This window comes from Mycobacterium sp. RTGN6, assembly GCF_033804605.1.
In the GTDB taxonomy this organism is placed as follows: Bacteria; Actinomycetota; Actinomycetes; order Mycobacteriales; family Mycobacteriaceae; genus Mycobacterium.
Map to the genome: position 1 here is coordinate 177,572 of NZ_JAPZKZ010000004.1, position 21,268 is coordinate 198,839.

A 21,268-nucleotide genomic window follows, 5' to 3' on the forward strand; every position below is an offset into this window, starting at 1 on the left:
TGGTAATGACGTTACCACTTCGGGAACACAAGCAACACCACCGCTGGAGAAATCCGAGATGGAATCGCATTCGATGCAGGTCAGCGGCCGTGTCGGCCGGCCGCGAGGTTACTTGCGCAGGACGCGTATGCAGAAGTCGAAGATGTGGTGAGGCTCGAGTGGTGCGTCGTTGAGTTCGGCCCCGAGCACCCGAAGCCGCATCGCGCCCATGGCCGACTGCATGATCAGCGTGGCGGTCGGGTCGACGTCGAGGTCGGGATCGAAGACGCCCTCGGCGATGCCGCGGTCGATGATGTCCTTGATGAGCACGTGCACCGGCGAGAGCACCCGCGCATACTCGCGGGGCAAGGTTTCCGCGAGGTGGTCGTTGTAGAACGTCAGCCCCCGGTTGATGCTGTCCTGGGTGGTTGACGGAGCCGGGGCGCTGACCCGGTCGATCAGCTTGCGCAGCGCCGCAACGGCGTCGAGGTCATCGGTCTCCTGTCGCCACTTCAGCGTCGACTCGGTCATGATCCGGTCGATGAGCGCCAGCAGGAGCTCGTCCTTGGTGGAGAAGTGCTGGTAGAAGGACCGCAGCGACGTCTTCGAACGTTCGACGACCTCGAGCACGGTGAAGTCGGCCTTGCCGGTCTCGCCGAGGATGGCCAGCGCAGACCGCATGAACCGATTCGCCCGGGACTCTTCTTCGCCTGCGCCGGCCTCTGCGGTGCCGGTCGACGGTCGTGCGCTCGACTTGGCCATGAGAATGACGTTACCGTCTCTGGGAAGCCCACGGTGTGGTTGCGGCTAAGGTGTCGCACCGCTGGGCAGTTCGCAACCTACGAGAGGCCGGATGCACATGACCACCGAAGCGACTACGGGCGAGTGGACCGTCGAGGGCTTGTTGGAGCTGTTCGACGCCCAAGAAGTCGGGACCGACAAATTCGTCGGACAGACCGGCATCGCTGGCGTCGACGAGCGACAGGTGGTCGAGGGCACCCAGGTGCTCGCTCAGGCGATTGTCGCCGTGGCCAAGCGCTTCCCGGAGAAGTCGGTGCGGTCGGTGTCCGCGGTGTTCGCGCGCGCAGTCGTCGTCGGCCCGCCCGTCGAACTCACCATCGACGTGGTCGCCGAGGGCCGCTCGACGGCGACGGCCGTGGTCAACGTGACGCAGAACGGCAAGCGCTGCATCACGATCACCGCGTTCACCGACGTCCCATCGGGCGACGTCATCCGCCACCACATCCCCCGCCCGAACGTGGCGGCGCCCGCGGACTCGAACGTGTCCGAGATGCCGATGGTCGGCCGCCAGTTGCGCCTCGTCGACGTCGTGGACGTCAACAGTCCCGACGAGGTGGGCCCTCCGGAGCTCTTCGCGTGGCTGCACTACGACCCGATCCCGACACGTGACGACCTCGCGAAGGCCCTCGTCGCGTATTTCACTGGCCACCTTGGTATCTCGACGACGATGCGCGCCCACGAGGGCATCGGCACCGCGCAGGCGCACCTGACGGTGTCCACGGCACCGATGACGATCTCCGTGAGCTTTCACGAGCCGTTCGCCTGGGGCGGATGGCTGCTGTACACGCACGAGAGCAATCAGGTGGGCGCGGGCATGTCCCACGTGCGCGGCGCCGTGCACACCGAAGAGGGCGCGCTCATCGCCTCCTTCGCTCAGGACGCGTTGATCCGCCCGCTGCGGACCACCGACACGTCGATCGGCGCGGAATCCCGGCTCTAGCAGGTCCGGCGCACTAGATCTTCAGATAGCCCTTGTCGGCGGGAATCTGTGCGGCGGTAACCAGGGAGGACCCGTCGCCGGCCAGCCAGACGACGATGTCGGAGATGAGGTCGGGCGCGGCCAGCGAGTCGGTCGGCAGCGCGCCGGGGGAGAAGCTGTGGATGTAGGTCTGGTGGTCGGCGAACAGTTGGTACATCGACAGGTCGTTGCCCATCGGCGTGTCGGTGCCGTACGGATGAACCGAGTTGACCCGAATCCCGAACTCGCCCAACTCGACTGCCAATGAGTTGGTCAGCGCCACGACGCCGAACTTGGTGGCGCAGTAGTGCCCGCAGCCCGGGACGGCCTTGATGCCCGCCGCCGAGCTGATGTTGATGATCGACCCGCCGTTGCCTGCCTCGATCATCGGCGGGACTACGGCCCGGATGGTGTTCCAGACCCCGGTCAGATTGATGTCGATCGTCTCCTGCCACTGCTGGGGCGTGAGCTCCCACAGCCGGCCCCAGTTCATGACGCCGGCATTCGCCACCACGATGTCGAGCCGCCCGAATTGTTCGACGGCGTCGGCGATCACCCGCTGCTGGCCCTCGGCGTCGCGAACGTCGACCTCCTTGGCCAGGATCTTGCGACCTTCCCCCTCGACGAGGCTCACCGTCTCGGCGAGGTCGGCCGGGGTGGAGGCCGCGTAGCCGTTGTGGGCGGCGACCGGACCGCAGGCGTCGATGGCGACCACGTCGGCGCCGGCCCTGGCCAGCCGGACGCAGTGCGACCGGCCCTGCCCGCGGGCGGCCCCCGTGACGTAGGCGACGCGTCCGGCCAGTGGCTTGTCGGTGTCGGTCATGCCGGTTGCTCCTCGGGTAGTTGGCGTGCGGCGGTGCGCGCCGACCGTCGGGTGAATTGGTAGTCGGTCAGCGGACCTCGGCGCGCGAACCACCTTGAGGCGGTGATGGTTTGGGGGCGGTGGTAAACGGTGTCGCGTTGGGAGTTGACGAAGTAGGTGTTGAGCTCGGGGTTGCAGTCGGTGAAGTAGACGTGGGCCGTCTTCCCGCGGCGCGTCATGGTGCGATTCCACCGGTTGAACGCGTCCGGACCGACCGCGGCGACCTGTAGCCCGCGCCTGCGGGTCTCGGCGATGACGCGCACCGCGTGGGCGGCCATCGTCTCGACGAAATCGCACCACGCGAAGCCAACGAATCCGAGCGGGCCCACGATCTCCCACCTGTTTGGCAGGTGCGGATGCGCCGTACCCGCGTAACTCTGCATGCCGTGAGCGCGGTAGTACTCGGCGAGATCGAACCCGTTGGCGCCGAGGATCGTTCCCGAGCGGTAGGTTTCGGGATCGGTCCACAGTTCGTAGCCAGTGGCCAACACCAACAGGTCGGCAGGATGCTCGACACCGTCGACGGTGCGCACGCCGTCGCGGGTGATCCGCTCGATGGGGGTGGTGATCAGCGAGGTGTTCGGATCGTTGAGCGCGGGCAGGAAGGTGCTGGAGATGACGGGCCGTTTCGCCATGATTCCGTAGCGCGGCACCAGCGCGGCGCGCGTCGCGGGGTCGCGCACCGTCGCGCGTAGCAGCAGCCGGTAGAGCGCACGGCAGTACGTGTCGTACAGAGGAATCAGGCGGACCAGCAGCCGGTCGGGCAAGCGCGAGAAGACGTGCACGATCGGCGCGATCATGGCGACGTCCATGAGCAACCGACCCGCCGCGTTGACGGCGGGAAAGACGCCGGGCACCTTGAGGATTCGGCGCATCTGCGGGGGGATGTCGAAGTCGACCTTGGGGAGCACCCAGGCCGGCGTGCGCTGGTAGACGTCGACGCTGGCGGCCTTACCGGACAGTGCGGCGGTGATCTGCACGCCGCTGGAGCCGGTACCGATCACCGCGATGCGCTTGCCCACGGGGTCGTACGAGTCGTCCCACGCGTTGGGCCGCAACGTCGTACCCGCGAAGTCCTCGGCGCCCGCGATGCTGACCGTCTGCTTCGCGTTGACGTAGCCGCCGACGGAGCTGATCACGAACCGCGCCGTGATGGTCCGCCCGTCTCGAATCCTCAGATGCCACAGCCCTGCATCTTCGTCCCACTGCTGTTGGACCACTTCGGCGTTGGGCATCAGGTGCTCGTAGAGCCCCAACGAGGCAGCGGTGTCGCGCAGATACTGGTAGAGCTCGGGACCCGGCGCGAACAGCCGGGACCACTTCGGATTGGGTGCGAACGACAGCTGATACCACAGGCTGGGGATGTCGACGGCCAGCCCGGGGTAGTGGTTGTCGCGCCAGGTGCCGCCGAAGTCGGCTGCCCGCTCGACGATGACGAAGTCGTCGATTCCGTTCTGCCGCAGCAGGTGTGCCGAGGCGATGCCGCCCGGCCCCGCGCCGATGATCGCGACTTCGTGGTCGGGTTCGGTCATGCAGCTCCTCCGGTCAGTCCGTCGACGACGTGGTTCTTCACGAATTTGCGCACCGCGCGCGGGTTGTCGAGGTTCACACCCATCGGCGGAAGCAATTCGAAGCTGAAGAGGATGCGCACGATCCACTCGGCGGCCCGCGCCTCCTCGACGCCCGGGTGGACCTCACCGCTACTCTGTGCGGCCTTCACCAGCGGCTTCCAGAGCTCGACGGCACGCTTCACCAGATCGTCTCCGCTGTTGCGCAGCAGTAGCACCACGATGCTCTCGTTGATGCCACGCGAAGTGACGGAATCGGAGCGCTGTCGGTGCACGCAGACGAAGACCGCTGCGGCCGAGACCTTTTCGGCCAGTGTCTCGGCTTTGTCGACCTCCTCGGCCATCGACTCGACGAATGCCGAAGCCAGGTGGTCGAGCGCCGTCTTGATGGCGTGCTCGCGGCTGCCCAGCGCGTTGTGGACGGTGCCGCGAGAGACTCCTGCCGCCTCGGCGACGGCGGTGAGGCTGAACTGGCGGGGGCCGAGCCTGCGGAGCGTGTCGGTGGTGGCGGCCAGGAGCGCAGCGGACACCGCCTTGGTCCTGGTCGGTTGATCCGGTCCCTGGCTCATCTTGAACACATTAGCGATATGTGTTCAAAGTGGTCAATGGCTAGGGCGTGACGTCCCAGGCATGGTGAACGATGTCGTGCAGGTGGTAGCGCGCGATCGACGCGATGGTGAACTCACTGCCATTGCTGCGCAGTCCACGCCGCGACCACGCGTCGGCGGGCACCGAGCCGTAGGTGTCGGCGACGGCGGTGGCGGCCTCGACGAGTTCGCGCGCGACCACGACGGGGTCCTGCGCGCCGTAGTTCTCCGACACCGCCGTCTCGTCCTGATCCCAGTTGGGAAACCGTGGCTCGTCCTCGTTCAGCATCAACTGGACGCGGTGATCGAAGATGCGGTGCACGTCGCGAACGTGGCAGCCGTACTCCAGATGTGACCAGACGCCGGGTGCGGGACGGGTCGTCGCGCCGGGCTCGGTGAGTCGGGCGATCCAATCGTTCGCATCGCGGCGCACGTGAGCGCCGACGTCGGTGGGATGTACGAGCGCGGCGTCGAAGCCGCACTGCGGACACGGGCGGCCGAGCACCCACGTCCAGTCCTTGGCGTCGGGCGTGATGGGATCGCCCGGCGTCATCGGTCGTGGAGGTCCTGCGCCGAGAACGTGTCGCACTTGTTGGGGTCGCCGGTCCGGTAGCCCTCGGTGAACCAGTACTGGCGTGCCGCCGCTGAGCCGTGAGTCCAGGACTCCGGATTCACGCGACCCGTCGACGCCTGCTGGATCCGGTCGTCGCCCACCGATGCGGCCGCTGACATCGCGTCCGCAATGTCGTTGTCCGTCAACGGTTCCAGGAAGGTGACGTTCGTACCCTCTTGCTTCGTGATCGCGGCGTAGTGCGCCCACACCCCGGCGTAGCAGTCGGCCTGGAGCTCGGTCCGTACGCCGTTGCCCTGTGAGCCGGTGGCACCCTGCTGCGCACGGCCGAGCACGCCGAGCAGGTCCTGCACGTGGTGGCCGAACTCGTGAGCAACGACGTACTCCTGCGCCAGCTTGCCTCCGCTGGAACCCAACTGCTTCTCCAAGACGTCCTCGAAGAAGGTGGTGTCGAAATACGCAGTCTTGTCGACCGGGCAGTAGAACGGGCCGACATCGGTGGTGGCCGGGCCGCAGCCGGTTTGCACCGAATCGCTGAAGAGGCGGACCTTCGGCCGGGTGTATCCCTTCAGCAGTTGGGACCACACACCGTCGACCGAGTTGCCCGTGGCGATGATGCGACACGCGAGGATGTCGTTGGCGTCCTTGCCCGTCTTGCACTGGCTGACATCGAATCCGGGCGCCTCGACGCCTTGGGTGTCGTATTGATTAACGCCGCCCTGGGGGAGCACCGAACCCGGATCGACGCCCAAGAACAGGGCCACGACGACGATCAGCAACCCGCCGAGCCCTCCGCCAATCGCGATGCGGCCGCCGCCACCGCCGCCTCCGCCGCTCGACGACGTGGTGCTCGTGTCGATCTGCATACCCTCGTTGAAGGTCATCGCGCGGGGTCCTTTCGCGGCGGTCCGCCGCCTAACGACACTCGTCCCGGAAGGCTGGGCGCCAGCCGTGTTCAGCTTCCCACACTACGATTCAGGCGTGGCCGCCCGGAACGATACTGCGGAACTTTCGACGGTGGTCCAGACCGCCGCCGGACTGCTGCGCGGCACGACGGACGGCGGGGTCAACGTCTGGCGCGGCGTCGCCTACGCCGAGCAGCCCGTTGGGGAGCGCCGGTTCCTGGCGCCCGCACCGCTGGAGCCGTGGACGGGTGTCCGCGATGCCGTCGAGCACGGACCACTACCGCCGCAGGGCCGGTCGTTCGTCGGTGGCGGACACGACGATCCCAAGATCCGCGACGAGGCGTGTCTCACCGTCACGGTGTGGTCTCCTGCCCACGAACCCTCCACCCCATTGCCGGTCATGGTCTGGATTCCTGGCGGTGCGTTCGTCTACGGGGCCGGTCAGCTGCAGCTGTACAACGGTTCGAAGCTGGCCGCCAACGGAAACGTCGTCGTCGTCAACGTGACGTATCGGCTCGGGGTATTCGGCGGATTCGAGCTCGGCGATCTCGGAGCGGGGTTCGACGACAACCTGTGCCTGCGAGACCAACTCGCCGCGCTGGCGTGGGTGCGCGAGAACATCGCAGCCTTCGGCGGTGACCCCGAAGCGGTGACGGTCTTCGGCGAGTCGGCGGGTGCGACGTCGGTACTCGCATTGCTGGCCAGCCCGGCCGCCGAGGGGTTGTTCGGCCGCGCGATCGCACAGAGCCCCGCGCTGCCGCTGATCGCCGACCGGGCCACGCGGGCGCGTCAGGCGCGGCGCTTCCTCGACCGGCTCGGCGTCGGCGTCGATGACGTGAAGTCGCTGCCGCAGAAGACGCTGCGTCGCGCCGCGGGCGAGCTTCAGGCCGAAAGTGCGGCAAACACCCCCATGCTGGCGTTCGGGCTCACCTACGGCGTGGACCTGCTGCCACACCACCCGATCGAGGCAGCCCGGATCGGGGCGGTGTCACGCGTGCCGCTCATCATCGGAACCAACAGCCACGAGGCGTCGATGTTCGCCTGGGTCAAGCCACCGATGTTGCCGACGACGCCACCGACCGTCGACGCCTACTTCGAACGCACGGCACCCGAAGCCAAGACGCGGGTGCTGGCGGCGTATCCGGCGTACCCGCGCCGGCGCGCCCTGGTGGCCGTCGGCTCGGACGCGATGTTCTGCGCGCCGGCATGGGCGTTCGCCGACGCATACAGTGCGCACGCCCCGACCTTCGCCTACCGCTTCGACCACACCACCTGGACGCTGCGCGTGCTCGGCCTCGGCGCCACCCACGGCAGCGAAATCGTGCACATTCAACACAGTTACGCGTCGTATCTGGGGCGCAAGCTGCACCCGCTCGGGCGTCGCGTGCAACCGTCGGTGGGCAGGCGCATGCAACGCACGTGGCTGGCGTTCGCCACGGGGGAGTTCGGCGCGGAAGACGGGGCGTGGCCGCGCTACGACACCGAACGCAGGCGCACGCGGGTCATTCGGTCGACGCGCGACGACACCGTCGCCGATCCCGACGGCGTCAGGCGGTCGGCGTGGGAGGGTCTGTACTGACCGGGTCGGTGAACCGCGCGTCGGTGTAGCGGCGCAGGTTGTGCAGGAACCGCTGGAACAGCCACGCCATCACGGGTTGTCCCACCGTCAGGCCGAGCTTGCCCGCCAGCCCGTTGGGCTTCATGACCATCACCCACGTCAGGTGGCAGCCGTCGGGCGTTTCCACCACCCGGTAGTCCTCGGCGAAGGCCGAGATGGCGTTCGACGTGCTCTGGTTGAACCGGAAGGCCATGTGGGAGAACGGCTCCCACGCAAGGAACTCCTCATCGCCGACGATGCCGCCGCGCATACTCACCGTTCTGGTGGTTCCGACGCCGCGCGGCTCGGGGCTGGTCCACTCGACGTTGGTGATCACGCTCGCCCAGTGCGGCCACGACTCGGCGTCGGCCAGCACCTCGAACAGTTGCTCGGGCGTGATCGCGAGGTCGACCTTGCTGACGAACCGGAACGGTGCGGAGTCGACGAAGTCCAGTTCGACTCGTTCGCATTCGTAGGTCTTGGCCATGGGTAGACACTCTAGGCGTTGGTGTCTACCCCGGTCCGTCGCTGGCCGCCGCAAGCAGTGACACCAGGACGTGGCTGATCGGGGTGGACAGGTGGTGGTCGGCGGCCTTGCGGTTGATGACGCCGTTTCGGACGTCCCACTCCAGCGCTCGGCCCTGTTCGCGGTCGGTCAGGATCGAGGTCGTCATATCCTCGGGCAACGCGGTGAACATGGCGATGATCTGGTCGACGACCTCGTCGCCGAGGTTGGCGCCCTCGGCCGCCGCTACCTCGAGGCACTCGGCAAGGTAAGCGCGTGCCAGCCGGACGACGTCGGGCCGTCGGAACATGCCCATCTTCCGTCCGGTCGGCACCATGAGGCCCATCACGGCGTTGACGAGCAACTTGTGCCACGCCGCGGTGAGGAAGTCGGGATCGGTGTCGATCGAGAGTCGCGGGCCACGCAACAGGGCGATCAGCCGATCCGCCGCGGGCACGTCGGGCAGCACCAGTCGTACGGGCGTACGGAGCCGAACCCAACCCTCGGGTTGCGTGTCCGCAGAGAACCACACGACGCAGGGCACCACCGTCGACTCCGGGCAGTACCTGCCGACCCGTTCGACCTGCTCGACGCCGTTCTGCAGAGCCAGGACCACGGTGTTCGCATCGCACAGCCGGGCCAACCAGCCTGCGGAGGCCTCGTTCTGGGTGTCCTTGACGGCCAGCAGCACGACGTCGACGGGCCCCTCCACGGTCGCCGGGTCGGTGTGCACGGGGCCAGGCACCACGATGGGATCGCCGTCGTCTGGCCGCAGTTCGATGAACTTCCGCGGCGTGCGCCCGCACAGCAGCACCGGGTGTCCGGCGGCGTGCACCAAAGCGGCGATGGTCGAGCCGATGGCGCCGGGCCCAACGAGCGCAATCCTGCTGGCATCCACATGGCCAAATTACCGGTGGACCGTCCCCACTAGACTCGTCAGTCGGTCCATCCCCACTTTGCGAGGAGTTTTCGTGCTGCGCAGCCATGCCGCCGGTTCGTTGCGGTCCACCGACGCCGGTCAGACGGTGACCTTGGCCGGCTGGGTGGCGCGAAGGCGTGACCACGGCGGCGTCATCTTCATCGACCTGCGCGACGCCTCGGGGGTGTCGCAGGTGGTCTTCCGAGACGCCGGCGTGCTCGAACAGGCGCACCGGCTGCGCGCCGAGTTCTGCATCGCCGTGGAAGGTGTCGTCGAGGTCAGGCCCGAGGGCAACGCCAACACGGACATCCCCACCGGCGACATCGAGGTCAACGCCACCACGCTGACGGTGCTGAGCGAAAGCGCTCCGTTGCCCTTCCAACTCGACGAGACCGCGGGCGAGGAAGCGCGGCTGAAGTACCGCTACCTCGACCTGCGTCGGGAGGGTCCGGGTCACGCAATTCGGTTGCGTTCCAAGGTGAATGCGGCGGCCCGCGGCGTGCTCGCCGAGCACGACTTCGTGGAGATCGAGACGCCGACGCTGACGCGCTCGACTCCCGAGGGGGCGCGCGACTTCCTGGTCCCGGCCCGGCTGCAGCCCGGCTCGTTCTACGCGCTGCCGCAGAGCCCGCAGCTGTTCAAGCAGCTGCTGATGGTCGCGGGCATGGAGCGCTACTACCAGATCGCACGCTGCTACCGCGACGAGGACTTCCGCGCCGACCGTCAGCCCGAGTTCACGCAGCTCGACATGGAATTGAGCTTCGTTGACGCCGATGACGTCATCGCCATCTCCGAGCAGGTGCTCAAGGCGCTGTGGGCGCTGATCGGATACGACCTGCCGTTACCCCTCCCACGGATCGACTACGCCGAGGCGATGCGACGGTTCGGCTCGGACAAGCCCGACCTCCGGTTCGGCGTCGAACTCGTCGAGTGCACGGAGTACTTCTCCGACACCACGTTTCGGGTGTTTCAAGCGCCGTACGTCGGCGCGGTCGTCATGCCGGGCGGGGCGTCGCAGCCGCGGCGCACGCTGGACGGCTGGCAGGAGTTCGCCAAGCAGCGCGGGCACAAGGGGCTGGCCTACGTGCTCGTCGCGGAGGACGGAACGCTCGGCGGTCCGGTCGCGAAGAACCTGACCGACGCCGAGCGCGACGGGCTCACCGCGCACGTTGGCGCGAAGCCGGGGGACTGCATCTTCTTCGCCGCGGGAACGCCCAAGGCAGGGCGTGCGCTGCTGGGCGCCACCCGCATCGAGATCGCCAAGCGACTCGACATGATCGACCCCGCTGCGTGGGCGTTTACGTGGGTAGTGGACTGGCCGCTGTTCGAGGCCACGGACGAGGTCACCGCCGCCGGTGACGTGGTGCTGGGCTCCGGGGCCTGGACGGCGGTGCACCACGCGTTCACCTCGCCGAAGCCGGAGTCGGAGGACAGCTTCGACACCGATCCGGGCTCGGCGCTGGCCAACGCGTACGACATCGTCTGCAACGGCAACGAGATCGGCGGCGGATCCATCCGCATCCATCGCCGCGACGTTCAGGAGCGCGTCTTCGCGATGATGGGCATCGATCACGACGAGGCACAGGACAAGTTCGGATTCCTGTTGGACGCCTTCACTTTCGGCGCCCCGCCGCATGGGGGCATCGCGTTCGGGTGGGATCGCATCACGGCCCTGTTGGCGGGGGTGGACTCCATCCGCGAGGTGATCGCGTTCCCGAAGTCGGGCGGCGGCGTGGATCCGCTGACCGATGCGCCTGCCCCGATCACCGCGCAGCAGCGCAAGGAGTCGGGCATCGACGCCAAGCCCAAGCAGCCCGACTCCTAAGCGATTTCGGCGCGCTTTTGCCGTGGTGACGGCCGAAAAGCGCGCCGAAATCGCTACGGAGACCAGTCGCAGCCGGTCAGTTCGGCCGACAGTTCCCACAGCTGGCGGGCCACGACCGGGTCGACGGCTTTCGCACGCAGCTTCGCCACCTTCGGTTTGCCCCATTGGTTGAACCGCGGCGCGAGATACGTGCCGCTGGGCAGCGACGTCGTCACGGCCTGGACGCTCGCGCGCGCGCCCTCGGCGGCCGTCTGAAGGTAGGGCCGGGGCAGCGGCAGCGAGTTCATCCAACCCATCAGGCCCGTGCCGTACCGCGCGATGTCGGTGTCCGTCGCCCCTGGATCCGTCGCGTAGGCGCGCACGCCGCGCCGGGCCAACTCGGAGGTGAACAGCAGGATCGCGAGCTTGGACTCCTCGTAGGCCGTCCACTTCGAGTACCGGCGGGTGTGCCAGTTCAGGTCGTCGAGGTGCATGTCGCACAGGGCGTGCATCGCGCTGGTCACCGAGATCACGCGGTCGGTGATCCGATCCCCGAGTAGGCACGTCAGCGCGAAGTGGCCGAGATGGTTGGTGCCCATGTGCGCCTCGAAGCCGGCGGCCGTGCGGGTTAGCGGCAGCCCCATCACCCCTGCGTTGTTGATCAAAACGTCGACTTCCGAAACCGACTCGGCGAACTCGCGCACGCTGGCGAGGTCCGCCAGGTCGAGGTGCGCGACGTCGACGTCGCCACTCATCTCGGCTGCGGCCTCGCGTCCCTTCGCCACGGTTCGGCAGGCGATCACCACGCTGTGCCCCGAGGCGGCGAGCGCGGCCGCCGTCGCCTTGCCGACCCCGCTGTTGCCGCCCGTGACTATCACCTTCACGGATTGATTGTCGCGCGCCGGGAATACCCGCCCACCACCGCGCCTTGTCCAAGGACATGACCGAAATCGACAAGGACAAGCTCGTTACCGACGCGAACGCGCTCGACGACTTCAACCGCGGCGTCACCGAGGAGTTCCGGGCCAACGGCGGCAAGGTCGGCGGGCCGTTCGAGGGTGGCGATCTGCTGCTGTTGCACACCACTGGCGCGAAGTCAGGCAAGCCGCGGCTGTCGCCGTTGGCCTACCTGACGATCGACGGCAAGACGATCGTCAACGGGTCGTACGCGGGCGGGCCGAAGGATCCGGCGTGGGTGCACAACCTTCGTGCCAACCCGCGGGCGCACATCGAGGTCGGCACCGAGTCCTATGACGTCACGGCTCGCGAGCTAGCCGCCGACGAGCGTGACGCGATGTTCTCGAAGGTCACCGAGATTGCGCCGGTGTTCGCCGAGTACCAGTCGAAGACCACGCGAACCATTCCGCTCTTTGAGCTCGTTCGCGTTTGATCGCTACAGCCGCTCGATGATGGTGGCGTTGGCCATGCCGCCGCCCTCACACATCGTCTGCAGGGCGTAGCGGCCGCCACGCTGCTCGAGCGCGTTGACCAGCGTCGTCATGATGCGGGCACCGCTCGCGCCCAACGGGTGCCCGATGGCGATCGCACCGCCGTTGACGTTCGTCTTGGCAAGCAAATCGGAAGCGGCCGCTCCTCCCAATTCCTGGGCCCAACTCAGCACCACGGGGGCGAACGCCTCATTGACCTCGAACAGGTCGATGTCGGACAACTTCAGACCCGCCCGCGCCAACACCTTCTCGGTCGCCGGGATGACACCGGTCAACATGTAGAGCGGGTCGGACCCCACCACTGTCATCGTGTGGATCCGCGCCAGCGGACGCAGCCCGAGCTTGCGGGCCACCGCACCGCTGGTGATCATCACCGCGGCGCTGCCGTCCGACAGCGGCGACGAGTTGCCCGGCGTGATCTCCCAGTTGATCTGCGGGAAGCGCGCCGCGTACGCCTCGTTGAAGAACGCGGGCCGAAGGCCGGCCAGCGTCTCGACCGTGGTGCCGGGGCGGATGATCTCGTCGGTCGACAGCCCCGCGATCGGCACTAGCTCGTTGTCGAACAACCCCTCCTTGGTGGCGCGGGCCGCCTTCTCGTGGCTGCCCGCCGAGAACTCGTCGAGTTGCTGGCGCGACAGGCCCCACTTGGCCGCGATGAGCTCGGCGCTGATGCCTTGTGGGACAAGCCCTTCGGAATAGCGTTCCGCGAACGCGTGGCCGAAGGGGTCGCTGCCGGGCAGCACGCTGGAGCCCATCGGCACCCGCGACATCGACTCAACGCCCGAGGCGATCACGATGTCGTACGACCCGGCGAGCACGCCCTGGGCCGCGAAGGAGATGGCCTGCTGGCTGCTTCCGCACTGGCGGTCGACGGTGGTGCCAGGGACGCTCTCGGGGAACCCGGCACCCAGCAGCGCATTGCGGGCAATGTTGACGGACTGATCGCCGACCTGAGTCACCGCTCCAGCGATGACGTCGTCGACGGTGGCGGGATCGACGCCGGTCCGGTCGACCAGTTCGCGCAGGCTGTGCGCCAACAGGTCCGCAGGCAATACGTCGTGTAAGGCGCCGCTGGCCTTGCCCTTGCCGACGGGGGTGCGTACGGCACCCACGATCACGGCGTCGCGGTCCGAATATTCGGCCATGTGGTCCTCCTGGAAACTCGTCGCTGAGTACTGCTCTCTATACTTAGATGTAACACCTAGGTCTAGTTGCAACAACCCAGCTGTGGAGTGATGTACATGACAGTCCTGCAGGGCTCCCTCGCCGACCGCGACGCCTGGTCGGCAATCGGGCATTGCCCGGTCGAACACACGATGGCGCTCGTCGGCACCAAGTCGGGGATGCTGATCATGCGCGAGGCGTACTACGGCACCACGCGATTCGACGACTTCGCCCGTCGCGTCGGCATCACCAAGGCGGCGACGTCGACCAGGCTGGCCGAACTCGTCGACGCGGGCCTGCTGGAGAAGCGGCCCTACCGTGAGCCAGGGCAGCGCAGCCGCGACGAGTACGTGCTCACCGCATCCGGGACGGCCTTCATGCCGGTGGTGTGGGCCATGTTCGAGTGGGGCCGCACCTATCTCAGCGACAGTCGGTTACGGCTCACTCACGTCGACTGCGGTGCCGAAGCGACCGTGGAGGTGCGGTGTGCGGCCGGCCACGACGTGCCCCCCGACGAGCTCGGCGTGCGCCTGGTCAGGCGTGGAACCGCGTGAGGCCCACCGCGAACGGCTAGCGTCCAAGGGTGCTGCACTTACGGGTGATCGCCCCCGAGGACATGCGCGACGACGTACTCGCCGTGCTCCGGCGCGAGGTCGGCGTCGCCAACCTGCTGCTCTATCCGGGCGTGGCTCTCGAGCCCGTTGGCGACGAGATCACCGCCGACATCGCGCGGGAGTGCGCCAACGACGTCATCAAGGAACTCAAGGCACTCGACGTCCAGCACCGCGGTGCCATCACCCTGGAACTGCTCGACACCGTGCTGTCGACCCGCGCGCACACCGCCGAACAGGAGGCCGACGGCGACCCCGCCGACGCGCTCGTCTGGGACGAACTGATCTCGCGAACGCGCGAAGAGGCCACGCTGTCGTTCACCTTCGTGATCTTCCTGACAGTGGCCTGCCTGCTGGCGGCCATCGGAGCCGTCACCGACTCGACGGTCACCGTGGTCGGCGCGATGGTGCTTGGACCCGAATTCGGTCCGTTGGCCGCCCTGAGCGTCGCGATCGTGCGGCGGCGTGCCGACCTGGCCAGGCGTGCGGCACTCGCCCTGCTGGTCGGATTTCCGGTGGCGATGGGCATCACGGCGTTAGCCACGCTCGCGGGCCAGGCGGTGGGCTGGCTGAGCCTGGATACGGTGCGCAACGTCACCGACGTCGACTTCATCTTCCAGGTCGGTCCGATCTCGTTCGTCGTTGCGCTGCTCGCGGGCGCCGCGGGGATGCTGTCGCTCATGTCGTCGAAGTCCGCGGCCCTGGTCGGCGTCTTCATCTCCGTGACGACGGTGCCCGCGGCCGGGTTCGCCGTCGTGGCAGCGATTCTCGGCGACTGGCACGTCGCGGCCCAGTCCGCCGCCCAACTCGCGGTCAACCTCGTCGGCATCGTGATCGCGGGCGTACTCGTCCTGATCGCCCGCCCCCACGGGTCGCTGATCCCGCGGGCGGCCCAGAACTGAGTAGCCGCACCGGGTACGCGTTCTGCGCGGGCGTGCCGCGTGTGGTGGGATCAACCCCTATGGGTATCAAGGTGGCGCTGGAGCATCGCACCAGCTACACGTTCGACCGGCTGGTGGAGGTGTTCCCTCACGTCGTCCGGCTGCGGCCGGCGCCGCACTCGCGTACCCCGATCGAGGCCTACTCCCTGCAGGTCGAGCCGGCCGACCACTTCGTCAACTGGCAACAGGACGCCTTCGGAAACTTCCTCGCCCGCCTGGTGTTTCCCACCCGCACGCGCAGTCTGAGCATCACCGTCGGGCTGATCGCTGACATGAAGGTCATCAATCCGTTCGACTTCTTCATCGAGGAGTACGCCGAGACCTTCCCGTTCGACTACACCAAGGACCTGCTCGACGACCTCAAGCCCTACCTGCGGCCCGTCGACGAAGACGACACGGACTCCGGACCCGGTGAACTGGCCCAGGCCTGGGTGAAGAACTTCGTCATCAACCCCGGCATGCGCACCATCGACTTCCTCGTCGCCGTCAACCACGGGGTCAACGCCGACGTCGGGTACAGCGTGCGCATGGAGCCGGGTGTGCAGACACCGGATTTCACCCTGCGGACCGGCATCGGGTCCTGCCGCGACTCGGCCTGGCTGTTGGTGTCTGTGTTGCGCCAGATGGGGTTGGCCGCCCGGTTCGTGTCGGGCTATCTGGTCCAGCTGAGCTCCGACGTCGAGGCGCTCGACGGGCCGTCCGGGCCTGCCACCGACTTCACCGACCTGCACGCCTGGGCCGAGGTGTACATCCCCGGCGCGGGCTGGATCGGGCTCGACGCCACCTCGGGACTGTTCGCCGGCGAAGGCCACATCCCACTTTCGGCGACCCCGCACCCGGCGTCGTCGGCGCCGATCACCGGCGCGACGGAACCCTGCGAGACGACGCTCGACTTCTCCAACGTGGTCACGCGAGTGCACGAGGACCCGCGAGTCACGCTGCCGTACACCGAGTCGGCGTGGGACGCCATCTGCGCGTTGGGTGCCCGGGTAGACGCGCGCCTGGCCGCGGGCGACGTGCGGCTGACGATGGGTGGCGAACCGACGTTCGTCTCCATCGATAGCCAGGTCGACCCGGAGTGGACCACCGACGCCGACGGGCCGCACAAGCGTGAGCGGGCGTCCGCGCTGGCCGCGCTGATCAAGGCGAAGTGGGCACCTCACGGGCTGGTACAGCGCAGCCAGGGCAAGTGGTACCCGGGAGAGCCGTTGCCGCGCTGGCAGATTGGGTTGATGTGGCGCGCCGACGGCGAGCCGCTGTGGACCGACGGCGCACTCCTGGCCGACCCGTGGTCACCAGAACAGGCGCGCGACGTCGTGCCCGACGCAGGCAAACGGGTGCTCGGCGCCGTCGCGGCGAGCCTGAGCCTGCCCGCCTCACAGGTGCGGCCCGCCTACGAGGATGCGCTGAGTCGCCTGGCGGCCGCGGTGCGCCAGCCGGCCGGTGACCCCGTCGCAGGCGAGGATGACCTGGAACAGGACGCCCCCGACGCGAGGGCCGGGCTGCTGGAGCGGCTCGACGAGTCCGTCGGCGAGCCGTCGGCTTACGTACTCCCGCTGCACCGCCGCGACGACGACGCCGGCTGGGCAAGTGCGGACTGGAAGCTGCGCCGCGGCCGGATCGTGCTACTCGAAGGCGACTCGCCGGCCGGGCTGCGGCTGCCCTTGAACTCCATCAGCTGGCTTCCGCCCCGTCAGTCGCACACCGGGGATCCATTGACCCATCGCGGTGCGCTGCGCAGCAGTCCGGCACCCGAGGACGCCGAAGTCGAGGAAGCCGAAGGTGCACCCGTCACCGCGATGGTCGCGGAGGTGCGCGACGGCATCCTCTACGTCTTCATGCCGCCGACCGAGGAACTCGACCACTTCGTCGACCTCGTCACCCGCCTCGAGGCCGCCGCCGCCAAGGCTGCCTGCCCGCTGGTGGTGGAGGGCTACGGGCCTCCGGCGGATGCGCGGCTGACGTCGATGAGCGTCACCCCCGATCCCGGCGTCATCGAGGTCAACGTCGCCCCCACGGCCAGCTTCGCCGAGCAGAAGGCCCAGCTCGAGACGCTGTACGAGCAGGCCCGGCTGGCACGGCTGTCCACCGAGTCGTTCGACGTCGACGGCACCCACGGCGGCACCGGCGGGGGCAACCACATCACCCTCGGCGGTGTCAGCCCCGCGGAATCGCCGATGCTGCGGCGGCCCGACCTGCTGGTCTCGATGCTGACCTACTGGCAGCGCCATCCCGCGTTGTCGTATCTGTTCTCCGGCCGCTTCATCGGGACCACCTCACAGGCCCCGCGCGTCGACGAGGGGCGCGCAGAAGCGCTGTACGAGTTGGAGATCGCGTTCGCGGAGATCGACCGACTGACGATGGAGGAGGACGCCAAGCTCGGACATGGTCGCTCCGCAAGCTTCGCTCCGTGGGTCACCGACCGCGCACTGCGGCACCTGCTCACCGACATCACCGGAAACACCCACCGCGCGGAGTTCTGCATCGACAAGCTCTACAGCCCCGACAGCGAGCGTGGCCGGTTGGGGCTGCTCGAGCTGCGCGGCTTCGAGATGCCACCACACTTCCAGATGGCCATGGTGCAGTCGCTGCTGGTGCGCTCGTTGGTGGCATGGTTCTGGGACGAGCCGCTACGTGCCCCGCTGATTCGGCACGGCGCCAACCTCCACGGTCGATACCTGTTGCCGCACTTCCTCATTCACGACATCGCCAACGTCGCGTCCGACTTGAGGGCGCACGGGGTCGACTTCGACACCAGCTGGCTTGATCCGTTCACCGAGTTCCGCTTCCCGCGCGTCGGCACCGCGGTGTTCGACGGTGTCGAGATCGAACTGCGCGGCGCCATCGAGCCGTGGAACGTGCTCGGCGAGGAATCCACCGCAGGCGGTACCGCACGCTACGTCGACTCGTCGGTCGAGCGGCTCCAGGTTCGGCTCATCGGCGCCGACCGGCACCGCTACGTCGTCACCGCGAACGGCTTCCCGATCCCGTTGCTCGCCACCGACAACCCCGACGTCCAGGTCGGCGGGGTCCGCTACCGGGCCTGGCAGCCACCCAGTGCGCTGCACCCCACCATCACCGTCGACGGGCCGCTGCGGTTCGAATTGATCGACACCGCCAGCGACATGTCGCGCGGCGGATGCACCTACCACGTGTCACACCCCGGCGGCCGGGCCTACGACAACCCGCCCGTCAACGCGGTGGAGGCCGAGTCCCGCCGTGGGAGACGCTTCGAGGCGACCGGATTCACGCCAGGCAAGGTCGACATGTCCGACATTCGCGAGAAGCAAGCGCGTCAGTCGACGGACGTGGGCGCGCCGGGCATCCTGGACCTGCGCCGGGTGCGTACCGTTCTTCGGTAATGGTTCTTCGCGCAAGCGGCTCACCTGAGCCCTTTCCTGCCATTGGGCGTGACAGCGACAACGTGCTGGCCCATTACCGCACCTCGCGGGCCCAAGAAGCGCTCTTCGACCTGCGCGGCGGGTCGGGCTCCGGCTACGACGAGTTCGTCGACGCTGCCGGAAACGTCCGCCCGGCCTGGCAGGAACTCGCCGAGTGCGTCGCAGAGCGCGGGCACGGTGGACTGCAACAGCTGCGCGCCGTGGTCCGCGAACTCGTCGACAACGACGGCATCACCTACGTCCAGGTCGATCCGCACGGAGATGCGGTCACCAACGGCGACGGCACCGCGGTGCCGGGTCCCTGGCACCTCGACGCGCTGCCACTCGTGCTGTCGGCCGCGGATTGGGACGTGCTGGAATCCGGCCTGGTACAACGCTCCCGGCTGCTCGACGCCGTGCTCACCGACCTCTACGGGGAACGCAGGTCGATCACCAGCGGGGTGCTGCCTGCGCAACTGCTCTTCGCCCACCCCGGCTACGTGCGCGCGGCGCGCGGCATCGAGGTGCCCGGCCGCCACCAGCTGTTCCTGCACGGCTGCGACCTCAGCCGCAACGGGGCGGGCGAGTTCGTGGTCAACGCCGACTGGACGCAGGCCCCCTCGGGCGCGGGCTACGCGCTGGCCGACCGACGCGTGATCGCCCACTCGATCCCTGACCTGTACGAGCGGATCGGTCCCCGGCCCGCGTCACCGTGGGCGCAGGCATTGCGCCTGGCGCTCATCGACGCGGCTCCGGAGTCCGCCGAGGAACCCGTCGTCGTCGTGCTCAGTCCTGGTATCCACTCCGAGACCGCGTTCGACCAGGCGTACCTGGCGAGCGTGCTCGGCTTCCCGTTGGTGGAGAGCGCCGACTTGGTGGTCCGCGACGGCAAGCTGTGGATGCGTTCGCTCGGCACGCTCAAGCGGGTGGACGTGGTGTTGCGCCGCGTCGACGCCGAGTACGCCGACCCGCTCGACTTGCGCGCCGACTCCCGGCTCGGCGTCGTAGGGCTCGTCGAGGTGTTGCGCCGAGGGGCGGTCACCGTGGTCAACACGTTGGGCAGCGGTGTGTTGGAGAGCCCAGGGCTGCTTCGGTTCCTGCCCGAACTCGCCGAACTGCTGCTCGACGAAGAACCGCTGCTGCACACCGCCCCGGTGTACTGGGGTGGCGTCGACGTCGAACGCTCGCACCTGCTGACGCACCTGTCCTCGCTGCTGATCAGGCCCGTCACGGGCGGCGACGCGATCGTGGGGCCCGCCCTGTCGGCGGCGGATCGTCAGGAGTTGGCTGCCCGCATTGGCGCCTCGCCCGCCGAATGGGTGGGCCAGGAGCTGCCCGAGTTCTCTTCGGCTCCAACGGATTATCACCCAGGCGGAATGACGGCGGGCAACGTCGGCATGCGGCTGTTCACGGTCGCCCAGCGCAGCGGCTACGCGCCAATGATCGGCGGGCTCGCTTACCTGCTGGCTCCGGGAAACGCCGCGTACAAGATGAACACCATTGCAGCGAAGGACATCTGGGTCCGCACGCCGAGCCGGGTGACGGCCACCCCGACCCCGACGCTCGACCTCACCGTGAGCCTGCCCGCTCCGATGACGCCGAGTCCCACCCGCGCCGTCAGCTCGCCGCGCGTGCTGTCCGACCTGTTCTGGCTGGGCCGCTACACCGAACGTGCGGAGAGCACCGCGCGACTGCTCAACGTCACCCGCGAGCGTTACCACGAATTCCGTTATCGGCGTGAGCTTCCCGGCAGCGAGTGTGTTCCCGTGCTGTTGTCCGCGCTCGGCCGGATCACCGGTACCGACACGGGCGACCACGGCGACGACGCGGAGCTGGTCGCGATCGCCCCGACCACTTTGTGGTCGCTGACGGCCGATCGGCAGCGGCCCGGTGCGCTGGCGCAGTCCGTCGAACGGCTCGGGCTCGCCGCGCGCGCCGTGCGCGACCAGATGTCGAACGACACGTGGATGGTGCTCGCGGCCGTCGAGCGGGCGGTGCTCCATCCGCGAGGGGTGCCACCGGATTCGCACGCCGAAGGGGAGGCGTACTTGGCGGCCGCGCACAGCCAGACGCTCGCCGGAATGCTGGCGCTGTCGGGGGTGGCCGCCGAGTCGATGGTGCAGGACGTCGGCTGGACGATGATGGACATCGGCAAGCGCATCGAGCGCGGCATCTGGCTCACGGCGTTGCTGCGCGCGACGCTGACCACGGCGCGCAGTCCCGGTGCCGAACAGACGATTACGGAGTCGACGCTGGTGGCGTGTGAGTCGTCGGTCATCTACCGCAGGCGCATGCTGGGCAAGGTCAGCGTGGCGGCCGTGGCCGACCTGGTGCTGTTCGACGAGGAGAATCCGCGGTCGCTGGCCTACCAGTTCGAGCGGTTGCGAGCCGATCTGCGGGCGCTGCCGTCGTCGTCGGGTTCGTCGCGGCCCGAACGGTTGGTCGACGAGATCTCGGCCCGCCTGCGCAGGCTCGACCCAGCCGACCTCGAGGACGTCGACTCGGATGGAATCCGTGCCGACCTCGCCGACCTTCTGGACGGCATGCACGCCAACCTGCGCGACCTGTCGAAGCTGATCACGGCGACGCACCTGTCGCTTCCCGGCGGCATGCAGCCGCTATGGGGTCCGGATGAACGGAGGGTCGTGCCGTGATTCGGCGGGCAGGA

General features: G+C 68.1%; 18 protein-coding genes. 8 read left to right on the plus strand and 10 right to left on the minus strand.

Annotation, left to right across the window (positions count from 1 at the left end):
• Positions 1-108: 108 nt before the first annotated feature.
• Entirely contained in the window at positions 109-741 is a 633-nt protein-coding gene (locus SLQ33_RS11715; RefSeq protein ID WP_319454006.1) for a TetR/AcrR family transcriptional regulator, read from the minus strand.
• Between the two features lie 97 nt (positions 742-838).
• Between SLQ33_RS11715 and SLQ33_RS11720 the strand changes: the two genes are divergently transcribed.
• Complete coding sequence (locus SLQ33_RS11720) at positions 839-1,720, plus strand: thioesterase family protein (RefSeq protein ID WP_319454007.1); 882 nt, start codon at positions 839-841, stop codon at positions 1,718-1,720.
• A 13-nt stretch (positions 1,721-1,733) separates the two neighbouring features.
• Here SLQ33_RS11720 and SLQ33_RS11725 read toward each other — a convergent pair whose 3' ends face one another.
• From SLQ33_RS11725 to SLQ33_RS11745, 5 genes are read right to left on the minus strand one after another with little or no spacing between them, the layout of a single operon-like run.
• Complete coding sequence (locus SLQ33_RS11725; protein WP_319454008.1) at positions 1,734-2,561, minus strand: mycofactocin-coupled SDR family oxidoreductase; 828 nt, start codon at positions 2,559-2,561, stop codon at positions 1,734-1,736.
• Positions 2,558-4,132, minus strand: coding sequence for an NAD(P)/FAD-dependent oxidoreductase (locus tag SLQ33_RS11730; RefSeq protein WP_319454009.1), 1,575 nt, complete (start codon positions 4,130-4,132; stop codon positions 2,558-2,560). The genes SLQ33_RS11725 and SLQ33_RS11730 overlap by 4 nt, the downstream gene beginning before the upstream one ends.
• Positions 4,129-4,737: a TetR/AcrR family transcriptional regulator gene (locus SLQ33_RS11735; RefSeq protein ID WP_319454010.1), complete on the minus strand. Its 609-nt coding sequence runs from the start codon at positions 4,735-4,737 to the stop codon at positions 4,129-4,131. Before SLQ33_RS11735 ends, SLQ33_RS11730 begins: the two co-directional genes overlap by 4 nt.
• Before the next feature lie 40 nt (positions 4,738-4,777).
• On the minus strand, positions 4,778-5,308 hold the full coding sequence (locus SLQ33_RS11740; RefSeq protein WP_319454011.1) for a DinB family protein: 531 nt from the start codon (positions 5,306-5,308) through the stop codon (positions 4,778-4,780).
• Positions 5,305-6,210 (minus strand): neutral zinc metallopeptidase, encoded by a 906-nt coding sequence (locus SLQ33_RS11745; protein ID WP_319454012.1) that lies wholly within the window; start codon positions 6,208-6,210, stop codon positions 5,305-5,307. The genes SLQ33_RS11740 and SLQ33_RS11745 overlap by 4 nt, the downstream gene beginning before the upstream one ends.
• Between SLQ33_RS11745 and SLQ33_RS11750 the strand changes: the two genes are divergently transcribed.
• Positions 6,131-7,810, plus strand: a complete 1,680-nt coding sequence (locus SLQ33_RS11750) for a carboxylesterase/lipase family protein (protein ID WP_413467634.1) — start codon at positions 6,131-6,133, stop codon at positions 7,808-7,810. The two genes, SLQ33_RS11745 and SLQ33_RS11750, sit on opposite strands and share 80 nt — an antisense overlap.
• On the opposite strand, the gene SLQ33_RS11755 is transcribed toward SLQ33_RS11750, so the two are convergent.
• On the minus strand, positions 7,779-8,315 hold the full coding sequence (locus tag SLQ33_RS11755; protein ID WP_319454014.1) for an SRPBCC family protein: 537 nt from the start codon (positions 8,313-8,315) through the stop codon (positions 7,779-7,781). The two genes, SLQ33_RS11750 and SLQ33_RS11755, sit on opposite strands and share 32 nt — an antisense overlap.
• A 25-nt stretch (positions 8,316-8,340) precedes the next feature.
• Positions 8,341-9,231, minus strand: coding sequence for an oxidoreductase (locus tag SLQ33_RS11760; RefSeq protein WP_319454015.1), 891 nt, complete (start codon positions 9,229-9,231; stop codon positions 8,341-8,343).
• 73 nt (positions 9,232-9,304) lie between these two features.
• On the opposite strand from SLQ33_RS11760, the gene aspS reads away from it, so the two are divergent.
• Complete coding sequence (aspS, locus tag SLQ33_RS11765; RefSeq protein ID WP_319454016.1) at positions 9,305-11,077, plus strand: aspartate--tRNA ligase; 1,773 nt, start codon at positions 9,305-9,307, stop codon at positions 11,075-11,077.
• A 53-nt stretch (positions 11,078-11,130) separates the two neighbouring features.
• Here aspS and SLQ33_RS11770 read toward each other — a convergent pair whose 3' ends face one another.
• Positions 11,131-11,940, minus strand: coding sequence for an SDR family NAD(P)-dependent oxidoreductase (locus SLQ33_RS11770; RefSeq protein WP_319454017.1), 810 nt, complete (start codon positions 11,938-11,940; stop codon positions 11,131-11,133).
• 56 nt (positions 11,941-11,996) lie between these two features.
• On the opposite strand from SLQ33_RS11770, the gene SLQ33_RS11775 reads away from it, so the two are divergent.
• Entirely contained in the window at positions 11,997-12,446 is a 450-nt protein-coding gene (locus SLQ33_RS11775; RefSeq protein WP_319454018.1) for a nitroreductase family deazaflavin-dependent oxidoreductase, read from the plus strand.
• Between the two features lie 3 nt (positions 12,447-12,449).
• On the opposite strand, the gene SLQ33_RS11780 is transcribed toward SLQ33_RS11775, so the two are convergent.
• Positions 12,450-13,649 carry a thiolase family protein gene (locus SLQ33_RS11780; protein WP_319454019.1) on the minus strand — a complete coding sequence of 400 codons (1,200 nt, stop codon included), beginning with the start codon at positions 13,647-13,649 and terminating at the stop codon, positions 12,450-12,452.
• Between the two features lie 96 nt (positions 13,650-13,745).
• Between SLQ33_RS11780 and SLQ33_RS11785 the strand changes: the two genes are divergently transcribed.
• From SLQ33_RS11785 to SLQ33_RS11800, 4 genes are read left to right on the plus strand one after another with little or no spacing between them, the layout of a single operon-like run.
• Positions 13,746-14,222 carry a helix-turn-helix domain-containing protein gene (locus SLQ33_RS11785; protein WP_319454020.1) on the plus strand — a complete coding sequence of 159 codons (477 nt, stop codon included), beginning with the start codon at positions 13,746-13,748 and terminating at the stop codon, positions 14,220-14,222.
• A 29-nt stretch (positions 14,223-14,251) separates the two neighbouring features.
• A complete protein-coding gene (locus SLQ33_RS11790; protein WP_319454021.1) occupies positions 14,252-15,181 on the plus strand; it encodes a DUF389 domain-containing protein in 930 nt (309 codons plus the stop codon).
• A 59-nt stretch (positions 15,182-15,240) separates the two neighbouring features.
• Positions 15,241-18,582 carry a transglutaminase family protein gene (locus SLQ33_RS11795; RefSeq protein WP_319454022.1) on the plus strand — a complete coding sequence of 1,114 codons (3,342 nt, stop codon included), beginning with the start codon at positions 15,241-15,243 and terminating at the stop codon, positions 18,580-18,582.
• On the plus strand, positions 18,582-21,254 hold the full coding sequence (locus tag SLQ33_RS11800; RefSeq protein ID WP_319454023.1) for a circularly permuted type 2 ATP-grasp protein: 2,673 nt from the start codon (positions 18,582-18,584) through the stop codon (positions 21,252-21,254). Before SLQ33_RS11795 ends, SLQ33_RS11800 begins: the two co-directional genes overlap by 1 nt.
• Positions 21,255-21,268: the final 14 nt, after the last annotated feature.